Raw genomic sequence first — 15115 nt, 5'->3', positions numbered from 1 at the left:
ATCGGCCCAGGCATTTTATCAACAAAACTTGGATGGTTTAGGGATTTTAGTTAACGATTAATTTCTTGGCTATATTAAACTGGCCGGATCGTATATTGACGAGGTAAACTCCTGCATTTAAGAGCTGATCAAATTCCAGTATTTCATACCCTTCTGTAGTTTTCTGGTATAGCAATCTGCCCTCACTATCATAAACACTGATGATTGCTGTTTGTAGAGGCGCCGGTAATGCTATTGAATACCTTCCTCCTTGGGCAGGATTTGGGTATATGACAACTTCATCCGCAGTAATCTCCGGCTCTTTTGATATGGCAGGTGTATTCGAATCAAGTATACTTAGTCCTTCAAATTCATTTGAACTGAGGATTTTTACCGAAAGACTGTCAGCCGTGGCATATCGGATGTATCCATTACAGTTCAACCATTCGCTGAACGACCCTCCACAGGTATTTTGCCATACTCCCGTGTTGGTTTCCTGATCTTCTGACTGATAGGTGAGCCCATTGATGAAGACATGATCTATTTGTACATTTCTGGGGCCATTGTCATTGATATAGTGGACCTCTACTGTTCCATTTCCCGAAGCCGTGTAATCGGCATAAGAAGTAGTAAGTGTCCAGGTAGCCACCGTGTTGCCATCTACCCGCAGGTCGATGGTTTCACCTCCCTGGGTTCCCCGTGCTCTCACTACAATCTCTCCGGGAAGGTAAGGTGAGAGAAAGCTTCCGCCTATTACTTGTTGGGAAATGCCGGGATCCTGCCAGGCCACTGCTACATTGTCTCCACCACTGCCTTCTTTATGAAGCACTTCGATATAGTATTTCTGCCCTGCAACCAGATTGATGACAGCAGACTGCTGTGTGCTATACTTATTCCATTCTCTCGAATTGGTCCATCCACTCAGATAAGCTATCCTGGTGCTATTGGCGGGACTCTCATCAGAGCTCAGATACAAATCGGTGTTGTCATCTCCGGCCACCCAGAAAGTATAGTTGCCACTGGTAGCGGGATGAATAAACCCTCGTATCCTGGTTCCGTAATTGTCTCCCCAGTTCGTTGGGCCTTCCAGGCTGGTAAGCTCGTCACTACCGGTTGGGTTGTTGGGATAATTAGAGTTGGAAGTGAGATTGCTGATGCTTGATCCACTTATCCCGGTCCAGTATTCCCTCAGGATAAAACCGGTACCTCCTCCTGAGCTGGCCGTAACTGTCAGGTTAAAAGTCTGCGTACTCTGGCATCCACCGGTATTGGTGTAAGTAGCCACATAGTTTCCTGCCTGGCTGGTTTGAATGTTAGAAAGTGTCACTTCGCGCGTGGTAGCGCTGAATCCGTTGGGTCCGCTCCAGCTCCATGATCCTCCCTCGGTGGGCTGGGGGCCAAACTGCACGCTGCCACCAGGAGCGGCAGAAGCATTGGCTGTTTGCTGCCAGGATCCGACATTGATCTGGATGTAGGGAGTAATGGCAGTAGGGGTACAGGCAGCAGGCTCTCCATATACGATACCACGGCCTGCCGTACTCATATATACCCTTCCAAAGACATTCATATCTCCCTGCACGAATTGCCCATTACCCGGGCCTCCATATTGTTGCGAGTCTGTATTGATCCTGGACCAGGATGCTCCCTGGTCTGTTGAGCGATAAACACCTCTGACATTGCTGACGGTGCCCCAAATGTAGATGGTAGGATAATCTGATCCGGGAGCAGCCACTCCAAAACCAACAGCTCCACAATTGCTGATACCGCTTAGGGTTGAAAATGATTGTCCGGAATCGGTTGAACGTGCCAGCCCCCCGTTGTTCAAAGCTATCCAAACATGGCCTTCCATACCGGGAGTCAACCGGATGACTTTTGAGCCCCAGCTTGCGACTGTAGCGGCCTGGGAAAATGAAGATCCACCATTGGCACTTACCATTACCGCTCCATTTTCAGGGTTGTATGCATAAAACTTATTGGAATTGACCGGATCGCCGACCGGACGAGCTTCATTAAAACTCAAACCACTTACCGTGGACCAGGAAGATCCACTATTAGTTGACCGGTAGGAGACGGAAGATTGCCTCGGGGAATGCAAAACAGTATTGCCGTTAGCCGACAATGCTACCTGTCCTTGTGTGCCATTCATGCTGTTTTGGCTCCAGGTTAATCCCATATCAGTGGAATAATGCATGGAGTTTCCCACCCGAACAATTTTGCTTGTGTTTTGAGCAGCTACTGCCAACCCGGTGGTGGTCCCTATTTGTGGATTATGAATTGGCGCGTATTGATTAATGTTGGTGTGCCTGAATCCGTCATAGTCGCCGATGACAGAAATTACCGGGCCATTAGGGATACTTTCCAAACCAAGGGGCACTGTTTCTTCGAGCCCTTTTACCGTAAATCGCCAAGTGCCGCTGGAATTGATGTTATCATTCACAAAAATACCATTACCCGAAGTGACCCAAACCTTTTGGGTGTTGAAGGGGTCGAATTCTACTGAGCCCGCCCAATGGATGGAGTGTCCGGTAATCCATGTTACACCATTTGGATCCATGGTAAATCCCCTATCTACTACATCCACCCAGCTTGATCCACCATTTGTGCTCAGGAATATTCTGTCGCCCCATGCACTGTTTTGTTGCATATACGTGTTGATGGTAGAAGCCACAATCCTGTTCGGATCATTTGGGTCAACGCTTATTCCTCCGAATGCCCTATTGAAACCAGAAGGTGTAATGTTTGTCCATACACCTGATGAAATGTTGTATCTCCATATCTGCCCATTTTCCATTGGCTCCGGTTCTGACCAGTGCCCGTGAGGGCCAGCACCGTTGCCATAAGTGACATATAGGTTTCCGTTACTTGCCAAAGCTGCCCGATGTGGCATATAGGTGGTAGTAGCTCCAGAAACAGCAGAAAAAGACTGTCCGCCGTTATCACTTCGGTACAGATTTGTACTTCCGCTGTGCGAAACGCCAACAATGATCCTTTGGGTAGCACCGCCTGAAACACTGCTTCCGTCTAAAACCACAAAACTTATCCCGTTTTCGTTAGGGGTTGTAGTTACATTAAGTGAGCTCATCCTGCTCCATGTGGCACCAGCGTCAGTACTTCTAAATAATCCATTCCATCGCGTGCCACAGTACAGAATGTTGCTGTTATTGGGGTCTACTACAAGCTTTTCACCGGTTTGCCGCCCCATGCCATTACCATGTGCTTTGAACTGGTTGGTAACATCTGTAACGGTAAAGGTATTACCGTAATCGGTTGAACGAAGAATGGCTGTTTTCCCACTGTTGAAATAAGAGATACCTACCAGCATATAGACCTTGTTTGGTGACTGGGGATCTATGGCCAAGGACTCGACACCAAGGTACCCGACTTCATCGTCAGATACCCAGTCTAACAACGATACCCAACTCGAAGTGGAAGCGTCCCATCTGTAGGCGCCTCCCACGTCTGTCCGGGCATAAACCAGGTTTTGTTCGGTTTTACTGGTGATAATTGCAGACACAAATCCGCCACCGCCAATAGCTACATTCTTCCAATCGTAACCTGAAGTGGTCTGTCCCTCCGCTTGATGGACTTGAAATATAAAAATTACCACAAGTAGAGAAAGAAAGACAAGTAGCTTTTGCCTGAAATGCAAGAATATTGAAACGAACATGAAAAGTCCGCAAACAAAAGGTTCAAATGTCTTTTTCTTGAGCGTACTAAATGATATTATTTTCAATGTATTTTGGGTTAAATAGTTAAAATAGGTCTATAAGAAATTAAAGGAAGACATAATCATTATCGGTGCATTGTACTTTTTTCCAACCACCCCGCTACCTGACAGGCACCAACTTCCAACCGAAAGCAACCGTTAACAAAATATCTTTTATTCACCCCTTGAAGAAGTGTAACCTGCACCTGACAGTGTAATTTCCCCTGTCAATAAGTCTAAAACCGTGATTTGTGAGTAATTCTTCGACCCAGTAAAAAGGAAGGAATCAATGGGCGATTACTTGCTGTGTTACATATTTTATGTGATAATTATGGTAGATACGGATGAACTTGCGCCTCCCCCTTGCCCAGTTAATATGATGAATGAAACCTGACAGGCTTATTATTTGCCAGAAAGTGTTTATATATCTTTCCGTGAAATAAATCCTGTCAGGCTTTCATCACATTTCAAATTTGACGAAGTAGGATAATTAGAATTTTACATCTTTTAATTACCCTGAAATTATCAAAGACGGTATTTACCCCTTCAATCCGAATAAACTAGTCTTATCCTACTTCGGGATATAGTTGTAAATTTCAAATTCTGCTTTATTGGGATGTTTAAAGCCCAGTTGCATACCATCTTCAGTAAGCGTAATGATAGTTGCCTTGACAAATATCGGTTCCGACCCCATATTCAGGGGACTAACGCCAGTAAACGTAATCGTCTTCTTATCTAAATCAAGGAAGTATTCACCTGAAGACACACCATTTTTCGCATCAGTCAAACCTTTTTGATTCACCGTTACAATAGGTGCTGGTACTGGACTTCCTTTAAGTTTAAAAGTCATCGTGCCGTAGTCTTTAGGGGCAGGCATCCAAGTCTGCCATTCTGGATCATAAATCCAACAATTACCTCCATCTATTGCACATTGATTACCCCAGCCCCAACCATCGCCAGAGAAGAATAAAGGGCCTTTGAATTTTTCTGAAACACCCTCGGCATTGAAGTCAAGTCCCCAAGTCTTTTCACTACCTATACCACCTGTAAGCATTTCCCACAACGGATCACTATAATATTCCAGGATAGATGGGTCGAAAATCGGAATAAAGTAGGTTAAGGTTCCGACCTCTGTTGTATATGTAATTCTATTTGACAGAGAAGCATCGCCTTCAGAAAAATCTTCAGGCACTTTCACTATAGCACTAGAATCAGTATACACAACACTTGCTAAATCAACACTGACGCCTTGAAATGCTATTGAAGTGGGGTCTTTAAGGTTAAATCCTATCATATTGATATGCTGACCAGGAGATATCAAACTAGAAATCGTATCATTCGGTGAGGCATCAAAATTTCTTATATAAGAAATCAAGGGTTCCCCAATAATACTGATTGTATAAGTAGCGATTCCTCCAGGGTTAACCACTCTGATTTCATTAATTTTATCACCCGGTATCGAATCAAAAGGAATAGCAGGTATCTGTACCACCAGACTTGCCTCAGTGAGAAAGGTGTTGTTGATTGCTGCCGGAGTACTGCCAAAATACACCTCCGCAACCTGGCTCAAATTTCTCCCCATAATCACCACCCATTGACCCGTATTGATTGTATTTACAACAGTATCATTGGGAGATGCATCATAATTTCTAACTTCTGTAATGATAGGTGCGGGCACCTGGTCGTCCTTCTCACAGGCAAACATCAGTGTCAGAAGTATTAGCACACTCGCTAATCTCAATCGATTAACATATTTATATATAGTCTTTTCCATGATATATTATTAATTATCTCCGAATGAATACGGTACAGGGGGTTCTAACAACTTAGGATTGGCTGTCACCTCAGATGAAGGTAAAGGGAACTTGAAAGTATTGTTTGTTGCCGGAGTTATTTCCCCGTATGGCGAACGCGGTGTTACAACACCATTGCTATATTCAAAAGGCACACGTTCTTGATTATTGAGAATACTTATTGCTTTTGGAGAGTTGTAATAGGAAAGCCTCACCAAATCAGTCCAAAACTGGCCTTCTGCAGCCAACTCAATTCTTCTTTCATTCAACAACATATCACTGTCTATAGCCCCTACAGCATCAAGTCCTGCCCTTGCACGAACTTCGTTGAAATAAAATAGGGCTTCCACATCCGCCGTAATGGCATTATTGCCCAGAATGGCCTCTGCATATATCAGATAAACATCCGCTAGCCTCAACAATGAATTGTGCTGGGGAGAAGAAGTCAAGGTCATTGTGGGCGCACCGTTGTCCACATTGGTACCGACAATATGTTTCTTCAAACCCGCATCACCGGGAAATTTATAACCACCGCCCGCAGCATTCAGCTCCGGATAATAATCACCTTTTAACATAAAAGTGGCTTTGCGTCTGATGGAATCCTCCTCTGTGTACAAATTGAACAGATCAACAGTGGGCTGAATACCATACCAACCTCTCGCTCCATTGGCTGATATTTCAACACCGCCTGGGGAATATATCTGAAGCATGTTACCTTGCAACCATTCGAGACCCGGAGACCATTGCAAGGCAAACAGGGATTCAGGATTGTCATTATACTCCGTTCTGAAAAGGTTAGCATAATTATCCAGCAGTGTCAATCCACTGTTATTACAAACATTCCCTGCATAATGTCTCGCACTGTCCAGCAATACCTGATCCCGACTGCCTGAAAAATCCGAATTTAAACCCGCCCATGTCAGGTAAGTTTTACCCAACATGCCTTGAGCAGACCAAGTAGTAACCCTTCCTTTTGAATCGGAAAGCGGAAGGTGATTCGCTGCAAAAGTCAGGTCGTTCACGGCAAATTGATAAACGTCGTTAACCTCATATCTGGGAACCAGGGGAGAAGTGATCAGCGAGGTATTATCTTCTATGATCGGAACCGCCCCCCATAATAAAGCAAGGTTATAATATGCAAACCCACGCATAAACCTCGCCTCGGCAATGGCCGCATTCTTATCCTTTTCAGAAATAGAAGCAGGTGCTTTCTGGATAATGGCGTTTATGGTAGTATTGCTGTGGGCAATAATTTTGTACATGGATTTCCAGTTGGATCTCATGATTTCATTCAATCCGGTGACGGAGAATGTATTTAGCTGAACTGCATCACCCCAATAACCTAAGGCCATATTACCGCTCAGTACTTCACCCACGGGCAGGTAACAGTTATAGTTCCACTCGGCCCATGGTGAACCTCCGTATAAAGCAGCCGTTGCCAGTCTCAAATCACCGGTGGTCTGATAGAAATTTTCAGCGCTTATCTCTGACAAAGGAGGACGGTCAAGGAAGTCCTCACCACAGGACGCCAGCAAACCTATTATACCGATGAAGGAATAATTTACTATATGTTTCAATTTCATAATTCAGGATTTTATTTGTTTAGGGAGACGCTTGCACCAACCGTGAAAACCCGGGGCTGGGGATAAAAGCCACTATCCACACCCGCATTCAGAGGATTCCAAGACCCTATTTCAGGATCCATTCCTTTATAGTTAGTTAGAAGAAATGCATTTGTAACATTTACATATACCCTCAGCGAATTCATGTACGCCTTCTTAATGAGTTTTTCAGAAAAGGTATATCCTAAAGAAATATTCCTACATCTGATAAAAGATCCGTCTTCCACGAATTTGTCTGAAGTTCTATTATTATCGTTTGTATTATCATTTCTGATACCTACAATTCTGGTATCCGGATTGGATACGTACACATTGTTAATGTCGGAGGCTGAACCTTCAGGATCTATAAGTTCAAGTTTGGCATAGTTATTCAATGCTCTCATGTAACCGAAACTAGTCCCGGGAAATTCTCCATTGATGCGCATTCGGTTATAAACTTTATTCCCATAATTGGCATTGAAAAACACATTCAAGTCAAAATTCTTATATGAGAATGAATTATTTAGGCCGAGTTGAAATTTGGGAATTGGCGAGCCAAGAAAGGTCTGGTCATTTTCATCGATGATCCCATCTCCGTTCAAGTCTTTGAAAATCAGATCACCATACCATACACTTCCTCCTGCTGAACCGACATTAAGTCTCTCTCCGTTTCTTACAGGAATTGCATAAGTTTCAAAATCACTCGCTTGCGCAAATACCCCCTCAACTACATATCCGTAGAATTCACCGATTGATCTGCCCTTAATAGTTTTACTATACTGTCCATCCAGTGATGCCTCGTCGGTAAGAAGGTTAATCACTTTATTGACGTTGCGTGACACCGTAAGGTCAGTCGTCCATACGAAATTTTTGTTCCTTATATTTTTTGAACTTATTCTAAAATCAATCCCTCTGTTATTGACTTCTCCAACGTTAACAAAAGGAGCATCTATCGCACCGGGAGACCATCCCACAACAGTTCCCGAATACAGCGGTAACGGAATCTGCATCAAAAGACCCTCCGTATTTCTATCGTAGAGGTCTACCGAGAAGTTGAGACGCCAGTTAAAGAATGTTCCGTCAAGACCGATATTGGAATAGTGAGTCCTTTCCCATTCTACCAGAGGGTTAGCCATGTTTCGTGTCAATTGTGCTATGCCTGACAAGCCGGTAGCCACAGTACCCAAAGTAGATGTATAGGCGAAATCTCTGATGTTCTGATTGTTTGTCAAGCCATAACCGACACGGAGTTTAAGTTCATTTATATCCTTCAAATCCTTCATGAACCCCTCATTGTTAATCTTCCAAGCAAGGGCTCCGGAATAGGTAGTTACCCACCTGTTTCCTGCAGCAAATCTTGAAGAACCGTCTGCCCGGATGTTGCCCGTCAACAGGTATTTGTCATCCAGTCCTAAATTTATCCGGCCGAAATATGACTCTTGGGCACTATGGGTTTTCGATCCGGAATTGGTAGCCGTAAGAGGATCACCACTGCTGATTACCTGTACATTATTGGAGGGGAAGTTGTTACGGGCGGCCATCGAATTTTCAGACTTGTTCAATTGAGCTTCATGACCACCCATCACGTTTACATTGTACCTTTCACCAAACATTCGGGCATAGGTAAGGTAACTGCGTGCAGTCGAATAGAAGCTTTGCGCAAAAGTGAAAGAAGCTGAATTGATGGTTCTTTCCACAAGTCCCATGGTGTAGGTTGGAAAAAACCTATCCTGTGTGGCCATAGAAAAACTACCCGTCACCTCATTTCTTAAGGTCAAGTCTTTCGTAATAGATATCTCACTATAGACATTTCCGAACAGCTGATTTCTTCTTGCTTCATCCTTGTTGATAAGTGCTATAGCATACGGATTTACCGTATTGTTCACCCAGCCATTTGGATTAAAGGCTCCACCCCAGCTCCCATCAGCATTTGTCACAGGTATATCAGGGGTCTGGCTTAGTGCAGTATTTATTACATTTGAACTGGAAGAGTTGACATTTTCATTGATGTTTACCAGCTGAAGACTTGTACCGATTTTCAACCAATCGGTTGTTTTATTGTCTAGGTTAAGCCGTAGCGAAACTCTTCTAAAATCTGAACCCAGAGCTATCCCTTCCTGTCCGAAATAGGAACCCGAAAGCAGATATTGAGTTCTACGATCACCCCCGCTTACCGTAATAGTGTGGTTGGACATAGGAGCATTTCTGAATAACTCTTTCTGCCAATCTGTCCCCTTGCCCAAATATTCAGGATTAGCAAACTCGGGTCTTTCATCAAAACCCCATCCCATTCCTGAGTTTCTTTCATTGATAAAAGAGGCATATTCCTGCAAATTCATGAGAGGCAATTTGCTGGGGAGTTGCTGCACGCCCGTATAAAACTCATAAGTGATGCTTGGCGGTGACTCCTTTCCTCTTTTTGTGGTAATTACGATCACCCCATTGGTAGCCTGTGATCCATAAATTGCCGTTGCAGAAGCGTCTTTTAAAACATCTATAGATTCTATTTCTGATGGGTTGATTCCTGCCAAAGGATTGGTACCGGTCCCCAAGGTGGCCGTGCCACCCATAATGACTCCATCAATCACATACAAAGGGTTGGAAGCTCCAAAAGACAATCCCCTTACCTGCACATTTACAGCTCCACCCGGCTGTCCGGAAGCCTGCTGTATAACAACTCCGGGAACCTTCCCCTGCAGTGCCTGATCTATTGTGACAGGACTGGTTCTCCGGATATCTTCCCCGGAAACCGAAGAAATAGACCCTGTAACATCCTGCCTCTTTGTAGTCCCATATCCAATAACTACCACCTCATCCAGGGAATTCATTTCCGATGTCAAAACAACGTTGATGACACTTTGGCTGCCCACGCGGACTTCTTCATGACCAAATCCGATAAAACTAAAGACCAAAACAGTTTCGGGAGAAGGGACTTCGAGTGAATAACGCCCGTCCAAATCCGTAACCGTTCCATTGGTCGTCCCTTTGACAACAACATTCACTCCTGGCAGGACATCATTGTCCAGCTCCGATTTCACTACACCTGATATTTGGATGGTCTGTCCAAACATGGTTGTTGACCAGAAGCACATCAGAATAAGGCTGAGACCATACCTTAGCCTTGTACCAGGCCACTTAAAGCGTGTACACGTTTTTAACTTCATAATAGATTATTTTAGGTTATTGTTAATTCGACCATACCATCGGTCGATTGACGGTGAAATGTAGGAATCCTAATTCCGGGGGAGGGTTCGCTATGTTTTCAATAAGGGTCTTTGATGTTTTATCATGCCCTATCCCAGCGTCACTAGTGGTGTATCGTAAAAAAAAGTCCCCGAAACTGTCTAGGGCAGACTATTCCGAGGTGTGAAAAATAATAGGATGGGTCGCCCGTCCTAAATCAAAATCCCGATATCGCGATGGAGTGATGAAGCTTATTTGGAAGTTTTTACTTTCGGATCAGACTATTTTATACTACGTAAATACTCTGAAGGTAAAATACCGAATTCGTTTTTGAAATTGATGGTGAACCTTTTAGGTGAGTTGAAGCCAACGCTATAAGCAACTTCCGCTATTTGCAACTGGTTTTGCTCCAGAAGTTGCCTGCCTCGTTTTAGGCGAATGGTGCGGATAAACTCAGCCGGACCTTTTCCGGTGATATTCATTAACTTCTTATATAAATGACTTCTGCTAAGACCTACCTCACTTCCAAGATCCTCCACAGAAAACTCCGGCTCACTGATATGTTCTTCCACAACTTTAATGGCTTTTTCGATCAGTTTTTGATCCAGAGAAGTTATTGTTATTTCGCTGGGAGAAACATCCATCTTCTGACTGAATGTTATATGACTCAATTCTGTCCATTCCAAAAATTTACGGATCCGCAATTTTAAAAGATTAAAATTGAAAGGTTTGGTCAAGTAATCATCTGCTCCCATTTCCAATCCCTCAATTTGGTATTCTTCGGCCGTACGGGCGGTTAACAGAATGACCGGGATGTGTGACCAATGTATGTTTGTTTTTATTCGACTGCATAGTTCTGTTCCGGTCATCACAGGCATCATGACATCACTCACTACCACTCGAACATCATTAATTTCAAGTTGTTCTATTGCTTCCTGACCGTTATTGGCTAGTATAACGGTAAATTCATCCGACAAGCTACCTGCCATAAACTCACAGAGGTCTAAATTGTCATCAACAAAAAGTAATACAGGCTTAGAAGGAAGAACCTGTCCATCTATTTCCTCAGCAAACTCATCAATTGATACATCTTCAAATTCCAGCCCTTCTGCCTCCCCGGTTTCGATTATTGGGAGTTTGAAAGTGAATACAGAGCCCCGAGGTTCATTGTCTTTCACCGCAATGATACCCCCATGCATATTAACATACTCGCTTACAATATGAAGACCGATTCCACTGCCCAAATTATCCTGTGCTTGGGAGGCCTGATAAAACCTTTCAAATATATGTTCCTTGTCTTTGTCTGCAATTCCTTGCCCTGAGTCTGAAACATTTACACATACAAAATCGTCCTGCCGGCAAATGCTCACTTCAACTGCTTCTCCGCTCTGGGTGAACTTAAAAGCGTTGGATAGTAGGTTGAGCAAAATCTTTTGGACCTTTGCCGAATCAAACTCCATCAGAAGGTATTCCGTTTCGCAAGTGAATACAAAGTCCATATGCCTATCAAGTGCATAATTATGGAAGGGTAAACATATATTCCTTATAAAGCCAATAAAATCTCCTTGTCTCAAATTCAAAGATTCAGCCTTTGCGTCCAACTTACGAAAGTCCAATAAAGAATTTATCAACCTCAATAATTGCCCTGCATTCTTGTTGATTAAATTCAGCTTTTGACGTAGACCATCTTCGAGATCCCCTTCAAGAATTGCCTGCAATGGTGTAGTGATGAGCGTCAGAGGAGTCCGCAAATCATGACTGACATTGGTAAAAAACTTCAGCTTCATTTCATTGAGATTAACCTCCTGTTCTCTTTCCAATTGAGTCCTTTGCTGCTCAAGTCTGGTGCGATGATGGTTCCGAGTACGGAATATAGCGTACAAGATGATCCCGATACCGAAAGCTATATATAAAGCAATTGCCCAACTTGACAAATAGAAAGGAGGGGTGACTGTAATATACAAAACAGTCGGAATATCATTCCAAACCCCGTCACTGTTACTAGCCTTGACATAGAGCTTATACGTGCCCGGCGCCAATGAAGAAAACACAACCTTATTTTCTTGTATTGTAATCCAATCTGGACTGAATCCGTCCAGCTTATAGGCGTACCTTACCTTTTCGGCGTACAGCAAATCACCCGTAGTGAACTGCAATGCAATCAGTCGATCACTATGCTGAAAAGTCAGGGAATCTGTTTGTTCCATAGGGAGCTTCAGAAATGTATGACCATTGTAAAGGGAATCCACTTTAATACTATTATTCCCTACACTCAAGCCCGTAAAACTCACTTCGGCAAGCGGTTGGTTTTTTTCCACTATTTTATTTGGATTGACAATGCTAAACCCTTCTGTTCCGCCTACAAGGATATCACGGTTGCGGAGCTTATATATAGACCGATTGTTGAAATAGTTATTTTTGAATCCATCTTTGGTAGAAAAATTTCTGCTGCTTACCCTCAGGAAATCTTGACTATCACGCTCTGTGGAAAGAACCGAAAGACCATTGCTTGTGGTCACCCAAATGTTATGGTTATCATCTTCGATGATGCCGCGTACGATATTATCGGTAAGACCATTGCTCTCATCTATAAAATAAAGTGTATCCTTCTTCACATCCCAAAGGGTAACACCACTTGGATGTCCTAGCCAAATATTACCATTTTCAGCTTTATGGACATTGGATATTAGCATTTGACTGAAATCCTGAGTTCCCTGGGAATTCCCCACAAGAACAGTACAGCTGCCGGTGGTAATGTCCACCACATTGAGTCCAAAGACAGTTCCGACGTATAGCTTATCCCCACCGTCATAATGCATATCAAGAGGATGCTTCATCCACTCACAGACGGTTTCAAGGGAATCCAATCCCACTTTGTCATTGCGGAGATATTGTATTCCCCCTTCCAAAGTGCCAATCCATATATTTCCGTACCGATCTTCCTTCATGCTCCAAATGTTATTTGAAGCCAGTCCACTGTTCCTGGTTGTGTAACGCCTAAACTCCCCATTTTCATAACAAATAAGACCTTCCAAATATGTTCCGATCCAGATCCGTCCTTTATGGTCTTCCAATAAAGAAACAATAGCCGTGCTGTTGCCTATTGGCAGCTTCTTGATTTTCCCGCTAGCTGTATTTTCTTTTAAGAATAATCCATTTCCATCCGTACCCAACCAAATATTTCCTTTCAGATCCTCCAGAATCGCACTGACATCCCTGCATTCGGAATAGTCGGCATTGATGATGTTGTTAAAACTGTCATGATAATATGACATGCCTTTTTTATTATGCCCTATCCATATAATCCCGCTATCGTCCCTGTAAAGGCATGCCACATTATTGGATGATATCGATGTTTTATTTTCCTGATCCTCCAGTAGATTGGTAAGGTTCCCGCTCGCTCTATCATATATAAACAACCCGTTATGATCGGTTCCTATCCATACTTGGCCACTTTCATCATCCAGAATACCCAAAACCCTGTTGCTAGTCCCTTTGCCATTTGAACTCATCAATAATTTCTTCCAACCGGCATTTGGGTTGGTCCGATAATATACCAGACCGGATTTACCGGAAAAGAGCCATAAGCCACCGCGGCTATCTGCATATACTTTATTGTATAGTTCGGGGTGCTCTATATCTTCTAGCCTATACAGTTTCTGAGTCCCCGTCTGCTTATGCATTTGCCATAACATTCCCGGTTCTAAAACTCCATACAAATATTCTCCATCATCACTTAAGCGGACAGAAGCCACTTCATCTAACTGCACATTCAAATTGAAAACACTCACGGTGCTTGTATGTGTATTGTAGTGATGCATCTTCTTCTTATCCAGCACCCATATATCCTTTTTTTTATCCACATACACTTGAAAATCCTGATCTACAAGTATTCCCAAGCCTCGCAAAAATCCAGAAACGTCAGTTACGAAATTATCCTTGCTGCGGATGTACACCATATTAGAGAAGTTACTGATCCAGATATTGCCCAGCCCATCTTCCTTCAACCCCCATATATTATTTAATGGGCTGGTATTGGATTCTCCAAGTGCAGCAGAGTAACTTTTAAATCCATAGCCATCGTAACGGTTTAGTCCAGATTCCATTCCAATCCATAAAAAGCCATAGCTATCCTTTAAAACAGCGCTGACATTACTATTGGAAAGCCCTTCATCGGTCGTGAGATGTTGAAATTGATAATGCCGCTGCCCTATCACATTCCCTGTGAAAAAATGCACTAGTATTAATATACATAAAACACGGTTTAACCACTTCATACTTAACTGCTATAGGATAATTGTAAAATATAAGATGAAATCGAGCATGACGCAAGTAACACACGGAGGGATGATTATCAACCACCTGCCGGCAGGTGCGAGATTCCATTGCCCGCCCCGACTAATCGGGGCGACCAATAAAATCAAATTGTAAACAGGTGAAAAACAACATGATATTATGAAGCACCAAGAGATTCAGCGGATTTTTCAAACAGCGAAATCGACCCTTGGCATACATTGCTTTCTTTCAAATTCTCTTTTTCGAAACCAAACCGGATGCTTATTTACAGTTGTGATCTTCGCTAATCCCCCTGAATATTGAATTGAAAAGGCTCAGGGCATCAATACTCACAATTACAGGTAATTTCCCTAACGGGGAAATTAAGATTCTCAGAAATCCTGGTCTTATAACTTCCCAAGAAGCTGCAATATGCCAAATCCATTTGGGGTCAGAATAACACTGCAACATGGCAAATTCCAAACGGTCAAACAAACATCACATGTACTAGAAGCCACGTTTCGTAAACTGTCATAAATGCCGTGCTAGCAAAGACTATAACAAACCTAAACTTTATA

General features: G+C 43.1%; 5 protein-coding genes. All 5 read right to left on the bottom strand.

Annotation, left to right across the window (positions count from 1 at the left end):
• Positions 1 to 46: 46 nt before the first annotated feature.
• Positions 47 to 3712 (bottom strand): T9SS type A sorting domain-containing protein, encoded by a 3666-nt coding sequence (locus SYJ56_RS08580; RefSeq protein WP_323833456.1) that lies wholly within the window; start codon positions 3710 to 3712, stop codon positions 47 to 49.
• A 544-nt stretch (positions 3713 to 4256) separates the two neighbouring features.
• On the bottom strand, positions 4257 to 5459 hold the full coding sequence (locus tag SYJ56_RS08575; protein WP_323833454.1) for a hypothetical protein: 1203 nt from the start codon (positions 5457 to 5459) through the stop codon (positions 4257 to 4259).
• A gap of 9 nt (positions 5460 to 5468) precedes the next feature.
• On the bottom strand, positions 5469 to 7061 hold the full coding sequence (locus SYJ56_RS08570) for a RagB/SusD family nutrient uptake outer membrane protein (RefSeq protein ID WP_323833452.1): 1593 nt from the start codon (positions 7059 to 7061) through the stop codon (positions 5469 to 5471).
• Positions 7062 to 7072: 11 nt separating this feature from the next.
• Positions 7073 to 10243 (bottom strand): SusC/RagA family TonB-linked outer membrane protein, encoded by a 3171-nt coding sequence (locus tag SYJ56_RS08565; RefSeq protein WP_323833450.1) that lies wholly within the window; start codon positions 10241 to 10243, stop codon positions 7073 to 7075.
• A 300-nt stretch (positions 10244 to 10543) separates the two neighbouring features.
• Positions 10544 to 14539: a hybrid sensor histidine kinase/response regulator gene (locus tag SYJ56_RS08560; RefSeq protein ID WP_323833448.1), complete on the bottom strand. Its 3996-nt coding sequence runs from the start codon at positions 14537 to 14539 to the stop codon at positions 10544 to 10546.
• Positions 14540 to 15115 lie beyond the last annotated feature (576 nt).

It is taken from the genome of Algoriphagus aurantiacus (assembly GCF_035156405.1).
Lineage (GTDB): Bacteria > Bacteroidota > Bacteroidia > Cytophagales > Cyclobacteriaceae > Algoriphagus > Algoriphagus aurantiacus.
This window is presented reverse-complemented; position numbering and strand designations above follow the sequence as displayed.

Excerpts from the sequence above, each read along its gene's own strand:
- SYJ56_RS08575 (WP_323833454.1), bottom strand. The coding sequence starts at position 5,459 with ATGGAAAAGACTATATATAAATATGTTAATCGATTGAGATTAGCGAGT.
- SYJ56_RS08560 (WP_323833448.1), bottom strand. The coding sequence starts at position 14,539 with ATGAAGTGGTTAAACCGTGTTTTATGTATATTAATACTAGTGCATTTT.
- SYJ56_RS08570 (WP_323833452.1), bottom strand. The coding sequence starts at position 7,061 with ATGAAATTGAAACATATAGTAAATTATTCCTTCATCGGTATAATAGGT.
- SYJ56_RS08565 (WP_323833450.1), bottom strand. The coding sequence starts at position 10,243 with ATGAAGTTAAAAACGTGTACACGCTTTAAGTGGCCTGGTACAAGGCTA.